Origin of the sequence: Lysinibacillus sp. NPDC094177 (assembly GCF_050279145.1) — a bacterium.
Classification (GTDB): domain Bacteria; phylum Bacillota; class Bacilli; order Bacillales_A; family Planococcaceae; genus Lysinibacillus.
This window is the reverse complement of the sequence record NZ_JBNNTW010000015.1, coordinates 33,894-56,279: the sequence shown is the minus strand read 5'-3', so window position 1 is coordinate 56,279 and position 22,386 is coordinate 33,894. Positions and strand designations below refer to the sequence as shown.

The 22,386-nt window shown below is 38.1% G+C and carries 13 protein-coding genes and 1 pseudogene; 11 read left to right on the top strand and 3 right to left on the bottom strand.

Annotated elements, in window-relative coordinates:
• The first annotated feature begins 20 nt into the window (after nt 1–20).
• The 3 genes from ACQKNC_RS19215 to ACQKNC_RS19205 all read left to right on the top strand — a co-directional run bounded on the left by ACQKNC_RS19215 (nt 21) and on the right by ACQKNC_RS19205 (nt 4,674).
• Complete coding sequence (locus tag ACQKNC_RS19215) at nt 21–1,193, top strand: saccharopine dehydrogenase family protein (RefSeq protein ID WP_427426352.1); 1,173 nt, start codon at nt 21–23, stop codon at nt 1,191–1,193.
• Between the two features lie 10 nt (nt 1,194–1,203).
• Nucleotides 1,204–2,397 carry an acyl-CoA dehydrogenase family protein gene (locus tag ACQKNC_RS19210; protein ID WP_427426351.1) on the top strand — a complete coding sequence of 398 codons (1,194 nt, stop codon included), beginning with the start codon at nt 1,204–1,206 and terminating at the stop codon, nt 2,395–2,397.
• Between the two features lie 180 nt (nt 2,398–2,577).
• Nucleotides 2,578–4,674 (top strand): beta-propeller domain-containing protein, encoded by a 2,097-nt coding sequence (locus ACQKNC_RS19205; protein WP_427426350.1) that lies wholly within the window; start codon nt 2,578–2,580, stop codon nt 4,672–4,674.
• Nucleotides 4,675–5,594: 920 nt separating this feature from the next.
• On the opposite strand, the gene ACQKNC_RS19200 is transcribed toward ACQKNC_RS19205, so the two are convergent.
• Nucleotides 5,595–7,001 carry a polysaccharide deacetylase family protein gene (locus ACQKNC_RS19200; protein WP_427426349.1) on the bottom strand — a complete coding sequence of 469 codons (1,407 nt, stop codon included), beginning with the start codon at nt 6,999–7,001 and terminating at the stop codon, nt 5,595–5,597.
• A 451-nt stretch (nt 7,002–7,452) separates the two neighbouring features.
• Here ACQKNC_RS19200 and ACQKNC_RS19195 point away from each other — a divergent pair, with 451 nt between their 5' ends.
• Nucleotides 7,453–8,205 (top strand): threonine/serine exporter family protein, encoded by a 753-nt coding sequence (locus tag ACQKNC_RS19195; protein WP_427426348.1) that lies wholly within the window; start codon nt 7,453–7,455, stop codon nt 8,203–8,205.
• Nucleotides 8,206–8,217: 12 nt separating this feature from the next.
• Nucleotides 8,218–8,685 (top strand): threonine/serine exporter family protein, encoded by a 468-nt coding sequence (locus ACQKNC_RS19190; protein ID WP_427426347.1) that lies wholly within the window; start codon nt 8,218–8,220, stop codon nt 8,683–8,685.
• A 280-nt stretch (nt 8,686–8,965) separates the two neighbouring features.
• Here the strand turns inward: ACQKNC_RS19190 and ACQKNC_RS19185 are convergent, their stop codons facing one another.
• A complete protein-coding gene (locus ACQKNC_RS19185) occupies nt 8,966–10,987 on the bottom strand; it encodes an EAL domain-containing protein (protein WP_427426346.1) in 2,022 nt (673 codons plus the stop codon).
• 186 nt (nt 10,988–11,173) lie between these two features.
• Between ACQKNC_RS19185 and ACQKNC_RS19180 the strand changes: the two genes are divergently transcribed.
• The 6 genes and pseudogenes from ACQKNC_RS19180 (at nt 11,174) to ACQKNC_RS19155 (ending at nt 19,666) form a co-directional block, all read left to right on the top strand.
• Nucleotides 11,174–12,067 carry a DMT family transporter gene (locus ACQKNC_RS19180; RefSeq protein WP_427426345.1) on the top strand — a complete coding sequence of 298 codons (894 nt, stop codon included), beginning with the start codon at nt 11,174–11,176 and terminating at the stop codon, nt 12,065–12,067.
• A gap of 77 nt (nt 12,068–12,144) precedes the next feature.
• On the top strand, nt 12,145–13,866 hold the full coding sequence (locus ACQKNC_RS19175) for an ABC transporter ATP-binding protein (RefSeq protein ID WP_427426344.1): 1,722 nt from the start codon (nt 12,145–12,147) through the stop codon (nt 13,864–13,866).
• The gene (locus tag ACQKNC_RS19170; protein WP_427426343.1) at nt 13,866–15,698 is read left to right on the top strand and encodes an ABC transporter ATP-binding protein; all 1,833 of its coding nucleotides are present in this window, start codon (nt 13,866–13,868) and stop codon (nt 15,696–15,698) included. The genes ACQKNC_RS19175 and ACQKNC_RS19170 overlap by 1 nt, the downstream gene beginning before the upstream one ends.
• An 805-nt stretch (nt 15,699–16,503) precedes the next feature.
• Entirely contained in the window at nt 16,504–17,370 is an 867-nt protein-coding gene (locus ACQKNC_RS19165) for a GNAT family N-acetyltransferase (protein ID WP_427426342.1), read from the top strand.
• Between the two features lie 219 nt (nt 17,371–17,589).
• Nucleotides 17,590–18,371, top strand: a pseudogene (locus ACQKNC_RS19160) (MFS transporter); the annotation flags it as partial.
• 86 nt (nt 18,372–18,457) lie between these two features.
• A complete protein-coding gene (locus ACQKNC_RS19155; protein ID WP_427426341.1) occupies nt 18,458–19,666 on the top strand; it encodes an alpha/beta hydrolase fold domain-containing protein in 1,209 nt (402 codons plus the stop codon).
• Nucleotides 19,667–20,091: 425 nt separating this feature from the next.
• Here the strand turns inward: ACQKNC_RS19155 and helD are convergent, their stop codons facing one another.
• Complete coding sequence (helD, locus tag ACQKNC_RS19150) at nt 20,092–22,329, bottom strand: RNA polymerase recycling motor HelD (protein ID WP_427426340.1); 2,238 nt, start codon at nt 22,327–22,329, stop codon at nt 20,092–20,094.
• Between the last annotated feature and the right edge of the window lie 57 nt (nt 22,330–22,386).

Sequence of the window (22,386 nt, the reverse complement as noted above, 5' to 3'; positions counted from 1 at the left end):
AATGAAAGGGGATGTTCTTGATGAAAGTTGTTGTATTAGGTGCAGGTTTAATGGGGAAAGAGGTAGCTCGTGATTTAATAAAAAATAGCAAAGTGGAGCGTGTGTTTTTAGGTGATATAGACGTGAATATAGCGCAAAAATTTGTGGATTCGTTAAATACAGATAAGATCGAGGTTGTAGAGCTTCATGCTGAGCGTGATGACTCGTTGATGGAGGTAATCTCAAAAGGCAATGTAGTCGTTAATGCATTATTCTATTCCTTTAATGAGCGTGTAGCAAGAGCGGCAATTGCGGCTGGTGTTCATTCTGTGGATTTAGGTGGTCATATTGGCGGTGTAACAGAAAAAATATTAGATCTCGATGAAGAGGCAAAAGCAAAAGGTGTAACAATTATTCCTGACTTGGGTGTTGCTCCAGGTATGGTCAACATTTTAGCGGGCTACGGTGCTTCGAAATTAGATGTGGTAGAATCTATTAAACTATTTGTAGGCGGTATTCCAACAGAGCCGAAGCCACCTCTTAACTATACACGAGTATTTTCTCTAGATGGTGTCTTCGATCACTATACAGAGCCATCAAAAATGATTCAAAAAGGTAAACTTCAAGAAGTTCCATCGTTATCAGGTGTTGAACCTATTTATTTTAAAGATTTTGGTGTACTTGAGGCATTTTATACATCTGGTGGTATATCGACATTGTATAAGACATTCCCAAATGTCCAAACATTAGAATATAAAACAATTCGTTATAAGGGACATGCAGAGAAATTTAAGCTATTAGCAGATTTAGGATTCCTTGATGCAGGTAATAAGGTAGAGGTAGAAAATCAGGAGGTTTCTGTACGTCCAGTTGTACGTGAGGCACTTAAAAAGAAACTTGAACTTGGTACAAAACCAGATGCTGTACTGCTGCGTGTTATTGTAGCTGGTGAAAAAGCGCAGCAACAAGTGACTTATGAGTTCGAAATGGTTGTGCGTAAAGATATGACGATTAATGAAACGGCTATGGCTCGTGCAACAGCAAATACAATTTCTGTCGTTGCCCAAATGATTGGAGAAAATAAAATTACAGAGCGCGGTGTATTTGCACCTGAATCAATTGTACCGGGCGACACTTATATTGAAGAGATGGCTAAACGTGGTGTTGCCATTAAGGAGACGTCTCATATATCTGCAATGATTGTGAAATGGTAGGTGCTTGGTCATGAATTTCGAATTTACCACTGAGCAGGAAATGTTACGTAAAACAGTACGGAAATTTGTGGATGATGAGATTATTCCACATATTGCGAAGTGGGATGCTAAGGGTGGCTTCGATCCGAAGATTTGGTTAAGACTTGCTGAGCTTGGTTTTATGGGTGTTTGTATACCAGAACAATACGGTGGCAGTGGTATGGATTACAATGCACTGGCCATCGTTTGTGAAGAACTGGAACGTGGAGATACAGCGTTTCGCACAGCTGTTTCAGTTCATACAGGCTTGAATAGCATGACCTTAATGCAATGGGGGACAGAGGCTCAAAAACAGCAGTATCTTGTTCCGCAGGCGAAAGGAGTTCGGATTGGGGCATTTGGTTTAACAGAGCCTGGAGCAGGGTCAGATGTAGTCGCAATGTCTACCACTGCTTTAAGGGATGGGGATTTTTACGTATTAAATGGGCAGAAAACATGGATTTCATTATGTGATATAGCAGACCATTTTATCGTTTTTGCCTACACTGATAAATCGAAGAAGCATCATGGCATTAGTGCATTTATCGTAGAGCGTTCCATGCCGGGCTTTACATCGAAGGCCATTAAAGGTAAATACGGTATTCGTGCTGGTAATACTGGTGAACTCTTTTTTGAAAATCTACGTATACCTGTAGAGAATCGCCTTGGAGAAGAAGGAGAAGGTTTTAAAATTGCTATGTCTGCGTTAGATAATGGCCGTTTTACAGTAGCAGCAGGAGCTGTCGGCCTAATCCAAGCATGTATCGAGGCAAGCGTAAAATACTGTCACGAACGCGAAACCTTTGGGAAGCCTATCGGTGAGCATCAGCTAGTAGGGCAAATGATTGCTAAAATGGAAGCGGGCTATCAAATGAGTCGCTTGCTTGTATATCGTGTTGGAGAGTTAAAAAACAAAGGTGTACGCAATACGAGAGAGACATCATTAGCAAAGTGGCAAGCTTGTGATTTTGCCAATAAAGCTGCGGATGATGCTGTACAAATTCATGGAGCATATGGTTATTCGGATGAATATCCAGTCGCCCGTTATTTACGTAACTCAAAAGCACCGGTTATCTATGAAGGTACACGTGAAATTCATACAATTATGCAGGCTGACTATGTATTAGGAAAACGTCAAGATAAGCCATTGACGAAGATGCTACCAAGATGGCCATTTGAAGAGTAAACGAGAGGGGTGCATTCCCCCTCGTTTTTCTTTTTTGGGGCAATTTGAATACTACTGCAATGCTCAGAACTAGTATTTGTCTGAAGGTAGTATTGATTCTAAAAAAATTCTAAAAAATGTAACTTTCCTATTCTTTGGTAGTCTAATTAATAAACAACTTTATGAAAGGAAGGGAAAATGATGAAAAATAAATGGATAACCATTTTACTCATCGCCGTACTAGCTATTTTGCCAGGAACTTTTTCGTGGATGGCGCTCCCGAAAGCGGAGGCACAGACAGCAAGTGCTGGTATGAAAACGCATAGCTGGCAAGTGTCCTTTACAGAGGCATTAAAGGAAAGCGAAATAACGGATGCCAGTGTATACGTAACAAATAGCAAAAATAAAAAGGCGCAAGCAACAATAACATTGGGGGACGATAAAAAAACACTTATCGTTAGCGATTTAGCGCCTGGTAGCTATAAATTACATGTGAATAAAGAAGCATTTGCATTAAGCGGAACTAAAACAGCCTCACAAGTAATACCATTTACAATCATTGATAAGCTAGAAGCGGTAAAATCAGAAAAAGAGCTGCAACAATATTTTGAAGCACTTTTAGCCAACCACTCACAAAAAGAATTGGAATATGAAACAACCGTAGAAATGGCAAGCAGAGAAGATAAAGCGAGCACAAACAACGCCTCTACAACAAATAATCAAGTCGAAGGAGTGGAGGAAGGTGATATAGTTGTTGTCAAAGGCGGCTTTATTTATGCAGTAAAAGATCATGGTATTACTGTAGTAGATGCTAAAGATCCGAAAAATTTAAAGTTAGCAACAACTATCAAGCTGAAGGGGTCACAATATATATCGAAGCTAGCAATATATGATAATTTGCTAATAGCGATTGGAGATGAATATTTAGAAAAAGTAGGCACAAGCATGTCGACAGCTACTTTATATGATATTTCAAATCCAAAGAATCCGAAGCTAATACGTGAAGTAGGGCAAGAGGGGTATTTACAAGATATTCGAATTGCAAATGGCACATTATATTTAATCGGAAATATGTATCCAAATTACTGGATGCTTAGAGAGCAAAAAACGCTGGATTTGAAACCGAAAATATTTGATAGTGTAGAAGGGAAAGAGTACGAAAGCTTACCTATAGAGAAAATTTCTATTTTACCAAATACAATGGATGGAACATATAGCTTAATTACTGCAGTGGATTTAAAAAATGGTGCTAAGACATCTGCGAATACTAAGGGATACTTAGGTGGTACTAGTGGACTTTATATGTCGGAGAATGCACTTTATTTAACAACACCAATTTATGATGTGAATCTAGTGCCTGCTGCTGGTCGCATCATGGATATGATCTGGATGCCAAGAACAACTGATACACAAGTTTTTAAATGGAATGTTGATGGAACTGCCATGAACTTTGTAGGTACTACGGAAGTAAAAGGATCAGTGTTAAATCAATACTCAATGGATGAATATGAAGGTAATTTCCGCATCGTTACGACTGAAGGAAATACATGGGATGAACAAAAAATATCACGAAATCACCTATTTATTTTAGATAAAAATTTACAAGCGCTCGGTGCTGTAAAAGATTTAGCTCCTGGTGAAAAAGTGTATTCTGTACGCTTCATGGGCGAAAAAGCATATGTGGTAACATTCAAGCAAGTGGATCCACTGTTTGTTATTGATGTGGCAAATCCGAAAAAGCCAACTGTGCTAGGGGAGCTAAAGATTCCAGGCTTTAGTAACTATTTGCATCCACTTGACGATACACATTTAATCGGCATTGGCTATGATACCGAGCAACGCTATGATGCCTATTCGAAGCGTAATTTTACGGTTACAACTAATATGAAAATGTCATTATTTGATGTTTCAGATTTCAAAAATCCAAAGGAACAATCAACAGTAAATATCGGTGGAAAAGGCTCGTACTCTGATGTTCAATACAATCCTAAAGCGCTATTCCACAATAAGGAATACAATTACTTTGGTTTCCCAGTTGTTCTTTATGATGCAGGGAAGGGTGATGAAACCGTCTACAAAGGTCAAGGCGCACAAATCTATGAAATCACTGCGGATAAAGGAATTGTACTAAAAGGAAATATTGTTAATAAAAGCACTAGTGATCAGTATGAAAGTTGGGAGCAGCGTGTACAGCGGGTAGTCTATATAGATGACGCTCTTTACACAGTAGCTAACAATGAAGTAAAGAGTTATCAGCTAAAAGACTTCAAACCACTTGATACCTTAACAATTAAATAAGCAGAAAGTCCAATAAACTCAAGGTTTATTGGACTTTTTTGTGTTAAAAACCTATTATCTCAATGATTCTGCAAAACGAGAGGTTGATTTCCGTTCCGACTGGGCGCTTTGCCGCTGACGCTTCGCTTTCGCGCAGAGCAGAGCTTCCTGGGGGCGTCCGATGAGCCGCTTCACTCGCGATGCTCGCTCCAGGGTCTCGGGCCAACAGATGTTTTTTGCGCGAAAGCGTAGTGCTAACGCAGCGTCAGCAGCACCGATGTTGGTCACGAAGGCGTTATCACAGGATGTGATGGTTTTAGTCTTCGTTCCTCTATCGCTAATCCCCGAGGAGTCGCCCAGCCTCCACTCCAATCAACATATCCACATGACATACGTTTTACAAAATGTTATCCAACTTTTGAGTTTTATCGGAACACTTTTACGTTTTATCGTCCAGCCTTATTCCAATCAACCTTTTCACTTAGAACATATATTTTCTTTCATAAGCAACAATTGTTTTTTGTGCGAAAGCGGAGTGTCAGCAACAACAGATGTACAATCGCTTTCTCTGTTATAAGTCTATTCTGATCGATTATGGTGAGTAGCATATCTTTCACTTTTAACATTAAATTAAATTTATCAAAGTACTACGTTATTACTGATTGGAGTGGAAGGCTACTCGACTCCCGTGGGAAAGCGAGACAGGCGAGACCCTGAGGCCAACACGATGTTGGTCACGAAGGCATTGTCACAGGACGTGACGCACTTAGCCTTCGTTCCTTTAGCGGAGGAAGCGGCTCGACGCTCGCCCACAGGAAAGCGAGTAGCCTGGAACGGAAATCACCCCCTTGTTTTGCAGAAGTTCATTGACACAATAGGTTTTCTGTAAAAAAAGTCCAATAAACTCAATCTTGAGTTTATTGGACTTTTTCTTTGGTTGGTTATTTTTGACGATATTGAAGGATTTCCGAAACTGTCACGAATTCATAGCCTTGCCCTTGTAAATAAGCAAGTACGGCATCAAGACCATCGGCAGTCGATTGATGAATATCATGCATTAAAACAATGGCATTATTGTGTAAATTATTTTTAACATGAGGTAGTAACTGTTGCGAATTGCGATACTTCCAGTCTAATGTATCGATCGTCCATAAAACAACAGGAATTGGAATTTGAGCGTTAATAGCATCGTTTGTTGCTCCGTATGGTGGTCTAAATACAGTTGGCTTTTGATTAATGGCCTTTTCTATCTCCGCAACTGTAGATGTGTATTGTTTCACTGCCGACTCTAGTGGCAGTTTTGTTAATACAGGATGGTTCCATGAATGATTACCTATTTCATGTCCTCGTGCAAGTACATCTTTAGCGATATTAGGATAATATTGTACACGGCTACCAAGCATAAAGAAGGTAGCTTTTGCATGGTATTTATCGAGAGTATCTAAAATCTGTTCAGTAACCTTTGGATGTGGGCCATCATCAAAAGTTAAGGCAATACGTTTTTTATTTGGATCACCTGTATTGATTGGCTTCGTCGGCTTTTCCATTGCAATTTGGAAATCAGAGGCTAACAACGGATTAATAAGTGAAAGGGGAAGCTTCACAATTGGCGGACCAGCTGCTCCACTAGCAATCTCATACTCATCAAAGTAGAATTGTAACGAATTATCAACGATAGCAAAGCGATTGAAGTTAGACCACTTTGGCTCAGTGGACTTTATTAACTCATCCTTGAAAAGCTCATCCTTTAGCTTGAGGTTTTGTTGTAAGTCATTACGTACATGAGTAGCTAATGACGATAAGCTGTTTTCATCATTGTTCAATAATGTTTTAATGGAAATTAGATCACCAGTTTCAATATTAATGAAGAATGTTTTTGTTGAAACCTCGTGATTGGCTCCACCTATATACAGCGTTTTTGTTAGCACAAAGGAATAGTAATGCTTTTGATATGGGAAAGTTTCTAGACTAATATTAAGCTCGCCCATTGCCTCTTTATCTTTATTTTTTTTCATCGATGACAGATAGTTTTCTTTTGAATCCGTTATGTACTGTAGTACAGCATCGTTAAAAGCTTTATTATCTGTTTCTGGATAGTGAATAGCAAAAGGTGTTCGCTTATCGTTAGAAACATCTGTTACAATACGTATACCTGGAAACGCAGAGCCTTCTGTGGATAGATTACTCGTTATTGAATCTGAATTTGTCTCTTTTGAGGCACTAATTTTTTGAAACTTAAAGTCATCCTTTGATAGGATGATAACTAAAATAATAGTTGTTAATGTAATAATGAGGCCAATTAATAGGAAATCAATCATTGGGCCGCGTCTTTTTCTGCGTTCCGGCATTTTGATGGATACGCTCCTTTCCTTATTTATTTTTCTATACAATCTGACGTGTTAGTCATTGAAAAAGTTATACGAATCTACGAAGTTTTGTTATCAATTTATGGGAAACCAATCTTCATAAATAAATTATCCATTAGCTTACCATTTTTAACTTATGAAAGCCAAAGTACTTTTGTTAAAAGTTAAAATTTTTTGTTGAGTTTTTATTTGCAGTTCGATACTATTGGCAAGGAACCTTAACTTCCTTCGGCGGGTGCCAAACACCCGTTGAAGAAGTTAAAGCCTCCGGCGGATGTCACGGAATCGGAAAGGAGTTCACATAGGATGTTAGCCTAAAATCATCGCATCCATGCGATAACGGCTAACTGACCTGCATCACGCAGGCCCAAGCACAAAGCCGATTCCAGACGCAATTATGCCGAGGCATAATTGAGGGAGGTAGATAACTGTAATGGTTTTACATGAAGTGGATAATGAATTTACGATGGACTGCTTATTGCTTGCAGGTCGAATTATGATTGAAAGTGGTGCAGAAACATACCGTGTGGAGGATACAATGCTACGCATGGCACATTCTCAAAATATGCTAGATGCGCAATGTTATGCCACACCTACAGGGATCATTTTTTCGTTGGGCAAGACACAGCCGACGAGAATTAAATCGATTTCCAATAGGGTAACAGATTTACAAAAAATAGCCTTGGTAAATTCAGTATCTCGGAGACTCACATCTCACATGATAACATTAGAAGAAGCTTATGACGAGCTAAAGTCGATACAAAAAACAAATTATTTTTTACCAATATATATTCAAGTCATATCAGCGGCTCTTGCGAGTGGTTGTTTCCTTATAATGTTTAAGGGAGGATGGTCTGATTTCCTTTATGCATGTTTAGCAGGGGGAATAGGCTTCCTAGTGCTTTTATTGATAAATGATTTAACAAAAGTGAAATTTTTCTCGGAATTTACGGCTTCATTAGTAGTAGGATATATTGCAGTCTTTGTAGTGGAATATGGCCATGGTACGGAATTAGATAAAATAATAATTAGTTCCGTTATGCCACTGGTACCGGGTATTTTAATTACGAATGCAGTTCGGGATTTAATGGCAGGTCATTTTATGTCAGGGATGGCAAAGGGCGTAGAGGCCTTTTTAACAGCTTTTGCAATCGGTGCAGCTATTGCCGTCACTCTATCGTTTTAGGAGGCAGAGGACATGGACTATATCATACAGTTGGTTCTTAGCTTTTTTGCGACTGCAGGAATCGCAATTATTTTTAATGTACCTAGAAAAACCCTAATTTATTGTGGTTTTGTTGGGGTAGTAGGCTGGATGATTTACTTCGTCCTAACAGAGCATGGCATGGATATTGTAAATGCCTCATTCTTTAGCTCTTTCGTAATTGCTATCGTTGCTCATTTGTATGCTCGACGCTTCAAAATGCCGATGATTATTTTTATTGTTGGCGGTATTATCCCGTTAGTTCCGGGGGGCATGGCTTATAATGCAATGAGAAATATTGTAGAAGATGATTATGTACAAGGGCTACAGTATGGATTAAAGGCATTTTTAATTACAGGTGCCATCGTTATAGGACTTGTATTTGCAGAGGTGCTTATACAGCTTATTTTCCGCTCTGTCCGTTCTAGTAAAGAGACATTAAAAAAAGTCTACAAGAAATAAGGCTCGGCTCTACAATAAACGTAGGGTAAGCATGGCGTATAAATATAAAGAAGGAGGTTACATTTTTAAGTGTAACCCCCTTTATAATATGAAAAAGCTTTCCTACAGATAAACATTATTGTTGCTGAAGCTAGCTAACCATACGCTTTCACACAGACAAACCTCCTCGCTTTGCGTAGAGCCATACCTTAATTAATATGATACTTTCAATGACATAAAAGTTTTTCAACAACAAGAAGGAGGTTACGTTCTTAAACGTAGCCTCCTTCTTTAAAATTGACTATTTAACGAGTAGTGCTTCAATTTCCTCGGCGGAAATTGGCTTACTAATATAGTAACCTTGAATAGCGTCGCAGCCATAAGTAATCAAAAGGTCTGCTTGTTCAGCAGTTTCGACACCTTCTGCTACAACTTTAAGATCCATAGATTTTCCGAGTTGCACCATACCGTTCATTAGCTTTTGGGTTTTTTCAGATTTTAATAAAGAACTTGTAAATGTTTTATCGATTTTTAATGTATCGATTGGTAAAATTTGCATGTATCTAAATGAACCATACCCGGTACCGAAATCATCTAGTATAAAGGCAATGCCTTCATTTTCAAGCTTACGCATTTGCTGTGTAATAAAGGTAGCAGCTTCTGCTTCTAGGGCGAATTTCTCTGTTATTTCGATTTGAATAAGGCTTGCAGGGCAGCCAGTCTTCGCTAACATTTCAAGAATTGACTTTGCCATGTTTTTATCACGGAATTCGCGTACAGAAGAGTTAATGGATACTTTTAAATTATGACCAGCATTTTTCCAGATAAGAGCCTGTTCACAAGCTTTTTCTAGCATAAAGGAACCAATATTATTAATAAGACCAGTTTCCTCAGCAATTGGAATGAGCTCATCAGGTGAGACTACGCCTATTACTTCATCTTCCCAACGAACTAGTGCTTCTACAGCTGTAATTTTGCCTGAATAAACATCAATTTGCGGCTGATAGAGGACTTTTAGGTTTTTTTGGTCAAGAGCTTGAAGTAAACGTTTTTCAATTAAAGCTTTACGATTTAATGCCTTATGTGATGCTTTTGATAGTGAGACGATTTTATCGCCACCTGCTTCACGGACAGTTGTAATAGTAGCAATGGATGCCTTCATTAGTTGGGAGAATGTAGTTTGATCTTCGGGATAACGTGTGATTCCGCCACTAATAGAAATAGGGACAGCAACATTACTGTTATAAATTGGATGCTGTTGTAAGTAAGACAGGAAGCCTTGAATAAACCATTCACTTAATGGTGTAATCACGACAAAATCATTTTCGTTAATACGTGCCATTGTGCTATCTTGGAAGTACATTTTTATACGATTTGTAAACTCTACAATAAGGCCTTGATCGATTTGCTGGTCGTGTAACTCTTTCAATGTATAAAATTTATCTATACTTAAATAAACAAAAGAGAAGCTTCTCTCATCCTCAATCATGTTGGAAATCACTTTTTCGAGTCTATGTGCATTCATGAGACCTGTTTCTGTATCGATATAAGCGATTTTTTCAAGCTGATGTTGTATTGTTTTTGATTTAGTGATATCTTTTTCAATTAAAAAAAATTGTTGCTCATTTGTTTCAAGATTAAATGTTGGAATAGCTGTTAGTAGCACCCAATAAGACTGACCTGTTTTTGTAACTTTTTCGACTTCACCTTGCCAAGTTTGGCCATTGTTTAAATTACGCCAGATAGTATTTGTGATCTTTTCGCTTTCTGTATTATCAGGGAATAGCTGCCAAAATGTTTTACCAATAACGCGTTTTGGTGTCCATTGACTCGTTTTTAGAAATTCAGCATTACATTCTAAAATGAACCCATCATAATCAAGTGTTACGGTCATAAATGTGGAGTCTAAACCCTGTTTTAAGTCTACGAGAGTGTTGCTACTTGAGACAGAATTAATCATTAATTCTGGTAACATAAACATCATAAGAATGAGATGCTCTCCTTGTTCAGTAAATGGTTTAGCTAGTAGCGCTGTTGTAATTTCTTCATTTGTATATGTGTTCAGTTGAATTTGATTTATATACGTGCTGTCATCATTTTGTAAAATAGATTGGAACGTTTCCAATGAAAGTTGACGTAGTAAATTCTCATGAATGAATGAAGCGGTATGTTCTTTAATAGTAGTAGCTGAAAAACCAAACAGCTGTTCAGCAAGTTTTCCCAAAATTATAGCTTGTCCATCTTGATTCATGACAATTGCAGGAAAAGGAAGTGAATTTAAATAATGTTCATCAATCGTAAATGATTTATGCATATGACTCATGATTATTCGATCTCCTTGAGTAATCTATATATACTATTATTATAGTTAATTCTCGGGAAATAGTCATTATGAATATGATTGTAAAAATTTGATAATGAAAAAAATTGGGACTTTTTTAGTGAGATGTAAGGGAAAATTTGAAGAAAAATAACATTTTTTAGTATGTATATAGGAAGAGAGAATTGTATGAACCGAATAAAAGGAATAGTATTTATCGTCTCTGGTGCGATGTTATGGGGAGCAACTGGACCTTTGATGGAGTGGTTACTCAACCATACGCCATTGACAGTCTCCTTTATGTTAACAGTTCGTTTATCGGTGGCAGGCATTTTATTACTTACATACTTATTGTTAACTGGAAAGGATATTTTCAGAATTTGGCAACAAAAACTATGGAGTAGACAACTCTTTGTGTTCGGGGTAGCAGGAATGTTGGGCGTTCAGTTTGCTTTCGTGGCGGCAATCAACGAAAGTAATGCTGTATTTGCTACCTTATTACAATTTCTAGCACCGATATTTGTTGTTGCTTATGTCTCTCTTAGTTTAAAGAAATGGCCACCCAAATATCAAGTGATAGGTATTATTGGTACACTTGTAGGTCTGTTCCTCCTACTAACGAACGCTTCATTTGACGCTTTGTTAGTTAGTAAAAAAGCCTTATTATGGGGAGTTGCTGTTGGTCTTACGTTTGCCTTCTACACGTTGTATCCTGCACGTTTGATGAAAGAATGGAGTGTACTACTTGTTGTCGGCTGGGGAATGCTTATAGGAGGATTTGCATTAGGAACTATTAGTCGTATTTGGCATTCAAATCTGTGGTTAGTCTTCACAGATCTTAAGATTACATGCTTTATGATTGCTTTAATATTCTTCGGAACTGTGGCTTTTGTGTTGTTTTTAAGCAGCATGAAATACATTACAGCAATTGAGACTAGTATTCTTTCTAGTATTGAACCGCTAACGGCAATGGTTATTTCAGTTATCGTGTTTGGTACATCGTTAGGTTTCTGGCAATTAGTTGGTGTGTTCGTTATGCTTGCTTGTGTAACATGGCTTTCTGTAGGTGGAGGAAAAGCATAAAAATACTATCTATATAGGAGTTATTCACTATATTCGAATTTTGTGGAACTCCTTTATTAAGAACAAGGGGGAACAATGTGAAAGAAATTTTTTCCTATGTAAAGCCTTATAAATGGACTGCATTTATTGCGTTTTGTTTAATGCTGTTGGAATTGTTTGTGGAGCTTGCTCAGCCACTTATCATGGCTAAAATCATAGATGATGGAGTACGAGCTCAAAATCAAGGGATGATTTGGCAATGGGGAATTGTTTTACTTGGCTTATCTTTCGTAGCCTTTATAGCCGGTGTCGTTAATTCATATTTTTCGTCGCATACAGCACAGAGCTTTTCCTATGATTTACGAAATGCATTGTTTGAAAAAATACAATCCTTTACACTAACTACTTATCAAAAATTTTCAACGGCTTCCCTTATTACACGGTTAACGAATGATGTGACGCAAGTTCAGACGGTGCTGTTTATGAGTTTGCGTATAATGCTTCGTGCACCACTTGCCGTTGTTGGTAGTATTGTCATGGCTTTTATTGTAAATGCAAAACTAGCGTTGTTTTTAATTATAGGTGCACCGATTATTTTTATCTTTCTTATTTTTATGGTGACAAAAGGTGTGTCTTATTTTGGAGTTGTGCAAAAAAGAGTAGATCGGTTGAATCGAGTACTGCAGGAAAATTTACAGGCTATTCGATTAGTGAAGGCTTATTTACGAGGTGCATATGAATCCTCTCGTTTTGATGAAGTTGCCTCACACTTAAAAATAGATACTGTAAAGGCTTTACGCACAATGGAGTATATTATGCCTGTATTGTTATTCATCATGAACATGAGTCTACTTGCAGTGCTGTGGTTTGGGACGAAACAAATAGCTTCCAATATAACACCACTAGGAGATGTTGTTGCCATTGTCAATTATGCAATGCGTATGACAGGCTCGTTTTCGATGTTTGCCTTTATTATTATTTTTTTCGCGCGTGCGAAAGCCTCAGCAGAGCGTATGTCAGAAGTTCTTTCAACTGAGAATGAGATTGAGCTTACATCGTCTTCAGAGAAAACATCGAATGGCTTGAATTTTGGAGAATTAGCTTTTGAGCATGTTAGCTTTACTTATCTTGGGGGAGAATCGCCTGTACTCTCCGATGTAAGCTTCCGAGTGAAATCTGGTGAAAAACTTGCCATTATGGGGGCAACAGGTTCAGGGAAATCAACGTTGTTACAGCTAATTCCTCGCTTCTACGCTGTTACAGAAGGCAAAATAGTAGTAGAGGGAAAAGATGTACAGCAATGGGACTTACAAGAACTACGTGAAATCATCGGCTATGTTCCACAACAGTCCTTATTATTTACAGGAAGCATTGCTGAAAATGTTCGTTGGGGCGATGCGGAAGCTGAAATGGATGCAGTGCTACAGGCTACAATGAAAGCACAAATCCATGCTTCTGTGGAGGATTTCCCAAATGGTTACGAGACAAGAGTCGGTCAGAAGGGCGTTAATCTTTCAGGTGGTCAAAAACAAAGATTATCGATTGCAAGAGCGTTATTAAGAAAAGGGCGTATATTAATGCTGGATGATAGTACAAGTGCGCTTGATGTTAAAACGGAGCAGGCATTATGGGAGGCATTGAGTGAAGAACAAGCAACAATGCTAGTAGTTACTCAAAAAATTCGGACAGCTAAAGGTGCAGATCGCATCTTACTCATTGATGCAGGAAAAGTGGTCGCATACGGGACGCATGAAGAGCTTTTACAAAACTCAGTGCTTTATAAAAAAATCGCAATCTCCCAACAGGAGGTAGAGGAATAATGGGATTTTTCCAAAAACCTTTTGGCTATGAGCCGATTTTGACGAAAGATGATGTGAAGCAAACTGTTAAGAAAAAGAAGGGACCTCGTGCGACACATTGGCAAAGTACATTACTACGTTTATGGAAAATAGTTGATGAACAACGTGTACTACTAATTATTGTGCTATTACTTGTCTTGGCGAGTTCCATTTTGACTCTCTTTGGGCCGTATTTGATCGGCAAAATGATTGACATGTACGTAATGCATGGAGAGCTTACAGGGCTAGGTAATGGAATTATGTTGTTAATCGGCATTTATGCTCTATTAGCAGTATCATTATTTTTACAAAACTATTGGATGATTGGTATTGCCCAACATACAATTTATAGATTACGAACGACTGTATTTACCCATTTCCAAAGACTTCCGATTGCCTTTTTCGATCGTCGTCAGCATGGAGAATTAATGAGTAGAATGACGAATGACATTGAAGCAGTTAGCTCAACATTAAATAGCTCTTTTATCCAAGTGTTTTCTAGTGTATTAACGCTTACGGGAACAGTGATTATCATGCTAAGTTTAAGCCCTTTATTAACGGTAATAACGATGGCGATTATACCAATTATGTTTTGGGCAATGCGTTGGGTCACACGGAGAACCGCACCATTATTTAAGGAACAGCAAGCAGCCATAGGAGCTCTGAATGGCATGATTGAAGAAACGATTTCGGGCCAGAGAATTGTGAAAGCTTTCTCACAAGAGGAACGAATGAAAGAGGAGTTCCGCGAAAAAAGTTTACGATTAAAAAGTACTGGCTTTTGGGCACAGACATACTCAGGATATATTCCAAAGGTCATGAACTTTTTAAACAATATGAGCTTTACAATTGTGGCTGGTATTGGCGGTGTTCTTGCTCTTTATGGGCATGTGTCAATCGGAGTAATTGTAATTTTTACAGAATATGCAAGGCAATTTACACGACCGTTAAATGATTTGGCCAATCAATTTAATACCGTACTCTCAGCGATTGCTGGTGCTGAGCGAGTATTTGCGTTATTGGATGAACAGCCTGAAGAGGAAGCGGCTTCAGCACAGAAGCACAAACTATTAGGACAGGTGAGCTTTCAACATGTGTATTTTAAATATGAGCTAGAAGCGGAAGCTTACACTTTGAAAGACATAAATTTTAATGTAGAACCCGGACAAACAGTAGCTCTTGTTGGAGCCACTGGAGCAGGCAAAACAACGATCTTGCAGCTTATTGCAAGATTTTACGAAGTATCAAAGGGTGAGGTTTTATTTGATGGTGTAAACATTCAGCAAATAGAACGACAAGCATTGCGCTCACAAATGGCTTTTGTGTTACAGGATCCGTTTTTGTTTGAAGCATCTGTACTTGAAAATATTCGTTATGGTAGATTAGATGCTACTGATGAAGAGATAGTGGAAGCGGCGAAGCGTGCAAATGCACATGACTTTATCAAAACGTTAAAGGATGGCTATGATACAGTACTTGCCGCAGATGGTAGTGGAATTTCGCAAGGTCAGAAGCAGTTATTGTCAATTGCACGAGCATTGATTGCCGACCCGAAAATTTTATTGTTAGATGAGGCGACAAGTAGTATTGATACCGTTACGGAGCTTGCGATTCAAGAGGCTCTTAATATGTTAATGCAGGGACGCACTAGCTTTGTTATCGCTCACCGTTTAAATACAGTGCACAATGCCGATCTTGTGCTTGTTATGCACAAAGGTGAGTTAGTCGAAGCAGGCCCCCAACAAAAGTTAATGGAATCCGGTGGCATCTATGCGCAGATGTTACAATCTTCATCCCATCATCTTGATGAGTAGGGTGGAAAGCAGTAAACTCTATAATATTAAAGATAAGTAAATGTACATTACTAAATTTAACTTCTTTCAGCGGGTGTCCAAACACCCGCTGAAAGAAGTTAGCTTCCGGCCGATTCCGGACCCAATTATGCTGAGGCATAATTGATTATTAGTAGTGTACATTTTTATTTTGTCTTTCGTCTAAAAACTAAATTGATACAAAAGATATTTATAACTCGTTTCACTTACGTTACATAAAACACTTGTAGCTGCCGCTTAGCTTTCGCAAAAAAAAACACTTGCTTAAAGAAGTTAAATTATTTGACTTTACAAATAATTCTGATGTAATTCGTTTACAAAAGTAGTATAATTATGGTTAAATATTGGAAGTTGTGAGTGACATATGATATATATTGATTTCGTCCGTCGGTTAGATTGGAATAATAGAATCAACTTCAAGTTGAGATTCCGAGAATGAGTATAGGAGAGAAATGATATTACGTTTGTTGGCCAGCATCTTTTTGCTTTTTAGTGCTCATCGTATATCATCTAAAAATCCTAAAGTTATGGTGAGGGGAAATAAAGGATTGAAATATCTGAATATTTCAAAAATGTAATTGGTAAACGTATAGTATGGTAATTTTCTACCTACTGATTCTAGTAATTTTCAGTCATTATAACTACCAATAGTCATATAAAACCTTTAAATTTCACTATATTTGAGGTAAAATTGTTAATAATTAGGAGTATCTAGTATAATTTGTTGCCAGCTTATTTTCTTTCTTGCTACAATAGGCAATAGTCTGATATAAGAACGGGGTAAATGATGAATATTTCAGTGATGACAGTGTCTTTTCCGTTAGATGGAGAAACATTAAATGAATTAAAATTATTGTGTGAAGAAGCGACCACACATGATTATCGTGTATATGAAACTGTTATGGGTTTGCCCATGGCAAGTTCCTTTGAATCGAAGGGCTTTATGGTACTTGCTTATGAAGATGACCAAGATGTATTAGTTGGTGTAGCTAGTGCAATAGATTTAATGGGCCTTCATACTTATGAATGGTCTTTAGTTGTAACACCTATGTACCGTCAAAAGGGAATTGGAACCGCTTTAATAGATGCTTTACAGACCGGACTTAAAGAGCGTGGGGCAGAAGGTCAATTGGCGGTAGTGATAGATGGATCACCTTTCGGACACACGTTTATTGAAAAGAAGGGCTTTACATATAGCTTTTCAGAGGCCACTTTAGAAACAAGAGCAGAGTCAGTAGAGTTAAAGAATGATATTGAAATCATTCCTTATGCAGGTGAACAGACAGAGCTAATTGCCATCTATAGTGCTGCGTTTGGAGACCTACCTGAAGAGTCTGAGGAACTAATCGCTTTTAATACGTCAACGAACGGAAGAAAGCTGTGGATAGCGCGTAAAGACGGTGAAATTGTTGGAACAGTGGCGACTGCCCAGGAAAACGAAATTCAATGGGTAACAGCATTGGCAGTCCACCCAACTTATGAAGGGCAAGGGATAGGTACTGCGATGCTTTCATTCTCTAAAGATTATGCGAGCAAAATTGGAGCGAAAATCGTCATGCTGGATGTAGAAATTGACAATAGAAAGGCGCTTTCTGTTTATGAGAAGGCAGGCTTTATGAAGGCTCAGCAAATAGACTATTATGTAAAACAATAAGTGAAGAGTGAGGAGTGTGCTTTATGCATCGCTTCTCACTTTTTTGTGTTCAGCATAAAGTCCATCAACCGGTGATAAGGATGCGGAGAATTTTCAGATGGAGATAAACGAACTACAAAAAAGGGTGGGGGAGTCTTTTCTTTGAAAAGGAGTGCAAGCGCAAAGCCGATTCTGGACGTAATTATGCCGAGGTATAATTGATCTTGGTAGTGTTTATTTATAATGTCGGCAAGTTGGCAGGGTGGAATTGTGTATAGCTCTAGTTCTTCAGGTGATTTAGGATGGTCAGAGGCTAAAGTTTATTACTCTTTAATGATAGGGGCAATAGCGTTATTAATCTTTAACGTTCGTCAGTTAAAAATCGACAATCCAATTCTAGAACTGCGTACATTTAAATTTCCAATGTTTACTTTGTCAGTTGGGTTAATATTCATCGTCATGATGTCCTTGTTCTCAACGATGACATTATTACCGATGTTTTTACAAATGGTTTTACTTGTTACAGCCTTTAAATCAGGGCTAATCATGCTACCAGGAAGTATTATTAGCGGCATCATGGGACCGGTTGCAGGTAAATTATTTGATAAATTAAATCCAAAAATTATTATCATCCCAGGCATTGGGCTAGTAGCCTTTGCGATGTGGCTATTCAGTGGTATTAACGGAGAAACAACATTAACACAAATTATTTTGATGCACAGCGTATTAACACCAGAGCTTTATCCACACGGTACAGCGATCTTTAATACGTTATCGCAAGTAGCCGGCGCAATTGGAACAGCTATTTTTATATCTAAAATGACAACAGGTACAAATAAATATATGGAAAACTCGGTAAATCCAATGGATCCAGTTGAAAAGTTAAACGGTTTAACATCTGGTTTCCAAGAGGCATTTACGCTTGGGTTAATCTTTATAATTGTTTCCCTCGTTGTATCGTTTTTCTTAAAAGGACAAAAAAGAAAGCAACAACCACTCAGCTCTTACACAATGAAAATTAGAAGAGCCTAAATTTTATATTGTAATTTAATATGGCTAATAACCATACGTTATGGCGATGGGTCTTTAATATGGAGGGATATGAAAAATGGATATGGGACAACTAAAACAACTAACCTCATGGCGCCCTAGAGGTTTTATTCAATGGTTACTGACGGTTCTTGCAGTAGTGACATTTTCCTTTATTAGTATTCTGACATACTATATTTGGAATCCAGTCGGCCTTCCGAACATAATGAGTCTCCTTGGAGCGATTGCATTGGTAATGCCTACGTTTTTATTAAGTATAACTGTTGTGATATTAATCTTATTAGGGTTAGCTGTCTGGAGGAAAGCTTTAATAGCTTGGACAATCTTGATTCCTTTAGTTTTACTATTAAGTTTTCTAACCGTAGAGCCAATCATTAAAATGTCGAATTATGCTAAAAATGAAAATGTTTCCGTCTCCCTTAGTTCTCATTTTTTCGGTAAAACAGAAATAACATCAAAATTCATACAGGACGTCGTATATGGAACAACTCCTGATGGCGTGGAATTAAAGCTTGATGTGTGGCCAGCTCATGGAGATTCAAAAGAATCTCTTCATCCCGCTGTTGTAAAAGTGCATGGGGGCGGATGGGTTTCAGGGAATAGAGGGAATACTCCTAATTGGAATCAATGGTTAAGTGAATTAGGATATACTGTGTTTGATGTAGAGTATCGCATGCCTCCTCATGCAGGATGGAAAGATGAAGTAGCTGATGTAAAATCAGCAATAGGGTGGATAGCAGAACATGCGGATGCTTACAACATTGATCCCCAAAAAATAAACTTAATGGGAGATTCAGCAGGTGGAAATCTAGCAATGCTGGCTGCCTATAGTATGGGAGATATAAAATTACCTCCTTCAACCAATGTGCCTTCAGTACATGTTAATTCTGTGATTAACCTATATGGACCGGTAGATATGACAGAGTTTTATAAGAACGACCCTAGCCCTGACTACGTGCAGAGTGTTATGGAACAATATATTGGGGGTACACCTTCACAATTCCCGGATCGTTATAAAATACTTTCTCCAATCAGTTACATTCAGGAAAATACCCCTCCTACTATTACGCTTTTAGGAACGAGTGATCGAATTGTTCCAGAAGAACAAGCTGAAATTTTGAATAGAAAACTAAAAGAAAATAACGTTCCCTATGAACTTTATCTTCTACCAGGAGCAGATCATGTTTTTGATGCAGTACCAGATAGTATGAGTGCTCAATTTGCTTATGAAAAAGTAAAAGCCTTTCTTCAAAAGAATAATAAATAAACATAAAGAAGCGTCATTCAAAGGTATGTATTAAATATGATTCTCCTTAGCGGGGGAATGCCATTTTTTCTTTCTCATAAAATGAGTAGACAAATGTGTCTGCTCTTTTTTATTTTTGTTCGGGGGTCGCCGGTAGGAGATGGGGCATGAACGTATCTATATTGGTAAGCTATTCTTTTTATCATAAATTTGTAACTATCTTCATATAGTATTAGTAAGCCTATGAAAGGAGTCGTTATCATGCGCATGCCGGCACTACCTAAAAAGAAGTCTCCTCCAAGGGAAGCACCAAGGTCATGGTGGAAAGTTGTGAAAGCGTATTTATCCAGAGGGAGGTTTTACCGTTTACCGCCTCGGAATCGATAAATGAGCATTGAATGTTCGATGCTAAAAAAAAAGTCGCTTTAAAAGCGACTTTTTTATTATTACACCTGTTCATTCTCTAATAGAAATGTATTTTTTGTTGGACCAATTAAATAAAGCTCATGCATTGCTCGAGTGAGCGCCACATAAAGTAGCTTGCGATCAATCTTCGTATCGTAGAAAGGTGTTTCAAAGGCAGCTACGATAACAGCATCAAATTCAAGGCCCTTTGCTAAATGGCTCGGAACAACGAGTAATAATTCCTGATTGATGGATTCATTTTCAGTTAGGAGTTGAGAAGCAATTTTATTGTCTTTTAATGCTTGCTGCATTGTAATTGCCTCTGCAGTTGTTTTACAAATTAAAGCAATGGAATGATGCCCATTGGCTCGAATGGCTTCAAAAATTCTTTTAATTTGCTGGGCATCAAATGATTGAGCCTGTATATAGGTTGGTACATTGCCATGACGAACAACTGGCTCTACTAATGGAAGCTGTTCATCCATTTGTGCTAAAACCTTGTTAGCAACCTCCATAATTTCAATTGTTGTTCGATAGCTTTTTTGAAGGGTTCTAAAACTTGCTCGCGGAAAAAGACTTTGAACAGGCTCCCAGGCAGTAAGAGAACGATAGCTGTGAATTCCTTGTGCTAAATCGCCGACCATCGTAAACATATCTGTTTCAAGCCCTGTTTTTAAAGCAGCAAGCTGAAATAAACTATAGTCCTGTACTTCATCGATAAAAACAACTCGCATTTTCCATTCATCTGGAATGCCCTTTATACGAGCTTGTAAATAATAAAGTGCAGCCAAATCTTCAAGCACCCATTGTTCTTTAGCATGAGCCTGTAAAAATTGCTGTTGCTCAATGTAATGCCATTCTGGAGCAAGCTCTGCTAAAAGTTCAGCATTTGTTAGAAGTGTACGATAGAGAGTCTTGATGTTATGTTTAGCAAAGCGTCGCATATAAACCGTTGCTGTTGATTTTGCCTCTTTTTCAATGGCAGGAATGCGTTCATCACGTTCATCAATAAACTTAGTGACAACACGACGACGTTTGTCATCATCACGAAATCCATCAAGTGCTTTGCCAAGTGCTTCATCATATTTTTTATGAAGCGTATTTAAAATAGCTTGTTTCTTTTGACGGGCATGGCTTGCTAGCACTTTTTTTATATGTGCCAGTCGTTTTTCAATCGGCATATAAGAAAATTCATATAAAAATAGCTTCTTTAAATGGGAGGCACGCATAATGCAATATTTTTCAATGAAAACATCCTCAAATTGGTTGGCAATTTCCTGCTCAATCTTTTGAACGTATCGTTCTATTACATCACGGTAATAAAGAGAGCCTTTCATTTCGGATATCCATGAAGCTGCCTGTTGGGGTTCACCTGCAACAAGAGACTCTAACTGCTCATTAGGGTTTTGAAGTTTCAGCTTTAGCTTAGTTGCAGCTAGAACGTAATCGGTAAAGGTTGTTTGACAAATTTTATCGACGCCAAGCTCTGGTAAAACATCACCAATATAATCGATAAATAACTTATTCGGTGCTAAAATCATGAGCTGCTCAGGGTTAAAATGCTCGCCCATTGTGTAGAGGAAGTAAGATATTCGGTGTAGGGCAATGGTAGTTTTTCCGCTACCAGCAGCACCCTGTACGATAATAGGCTGACGAAGATGTGCTCGTATAATTTCGTTTTGTTCCTTTTGGATGGTGGAGACGATTTCTGTCAAGCGCACATCTGCTTTTCCAGCTAACGCTTCTTGCAGTAATTCATCGTTTGTTGTTAAATCAATATCCCGTATATCAAGCAATTCACCATCTTTGATTTTATATTGTCGCTTGGCAAATAGGTGTCCCTTATGGATTTCTCCACGAACATCATATTCCATATCCCCAAGGCGACCATCATAATAGACGTTTGCTACCGGTGAACGCCAATCGACTATAATAGGTTCATGGGTTTCTCGATGGAACAAAGAAGTCTTGCCGATATAAAGAAATTCTTCAGGATCTCCTTTCTTTTGAAAATGAATTCGGGCAAAGTAAGGCTTTTTTTGAATAGCCTCTAAGCCTTCCTTTTGGTTTCGAGCCATTTCAAAGAAACGAGCATTTGCTAAAATATTAATATAGCCCAAACTTGAATCTAAATAATCAAGATCTGCCATCGACTTACGAATATTCTCCTGAGCAGATTGCAAACCTCTTTGAGATTCATTTAAAATTTGCTGCATGTAATTTTTGGTGTAAGTTAACCATTCCACTTCAGCCTGAAAATCTGGATGTTGTGCAGTCATTTTTTAGCACCTCCTAAGTACTTACAACTTTAAGTAGATTCTCATACTACTATATAT

Excerpts from the sequence above, each read along its gene's own strand:
- ACQKNC_RS19215 (WP_427426352.1), top strand. The coding sequence starts at position 21 with ATGAAAGTTGTTGTATTAGGTGCAGGTTTAATGGGGAAAGAGGTAGCT.
- ACQKNC_RS19170 (WP_427426343.1), top strand. The coding sequence starts at position 13,866 with ATGGGATTTTTCCAAAAACCTTTTGGCTATGAGCCGATTTTGACGAAA.
- ACQKNC_RS19180 (WP_427426345.1), top strand. The coding sequence starts at position 11,174 with ATGAACCGAATAAAAGGAATAGTATTTATCGTCTCTGGTGCGATGTTA.
- ACQKNC_RS19205 (WP_427426350.1), top strand. The coding sequence starts at position 2,578 with ATGAAAAATAAATGGATAACCATTTTACTCATCGCCGTACTAGCTATT.
- helD (WP_427426340.1), bottom strand. The coding sequence starts at position 22,329 with ATGACTGCACAACATCCAGATTTTCAGGCTGAAGTGGAATGGTTAACT.
- ACQKNC_RS19210 (WP_427426351.1), top strand. The coding sequence starts at position 1,204 with ATGAATTTCGAATTTACCACTGAGCAGGAAATGTTACGTAAAACAGTA.
- ACQKNC_RS19200 (WP_427426349.1), bottom strand. The coding sequence starts at position 7,001 with ATGCCGGAACGCAGAAAAAGACGCGGCCCAATGATTGATTTCCTATTA.
- ACQKNC_RS19195 (WP_427426348.1), top strand. The coding sequence starts at position 7,453 with ATGGTTTTACATGAAGTGGATAATGAATTTACGATGGACTGCTTATTG.
- ACQKNC_RS19165 (WP_427426342.1), top strand. The coding sequence starts at position 16,504 with ATGAATATTTCAGTGATGACAGTGTCTTTTCCGTTAGATGGAGAAACA.
- ACQKNC_RS19190 (WP_427426347.1), top strand. The coding sequence starts at position 8,218 with ATGGACTATATCATACAGTTGGTTCTTAGCTTTTTTGCGACTGCAGGA.
- ACQKNC_RS19155 (WP_427426341.1), top strand. The coding sequence starts at position 18,458 with ATGGATATGGGACAACTAAAACAACTAACCTCATGGCGCCCTAGAGGT.
- ACQKNC_RS19185 (WP_427426346.1), bottom strand. The coding sequence starts at position 10,987 with ATGAGTCATATGCATAAATCATTTACGATTGATGAACATTATTTAAAT.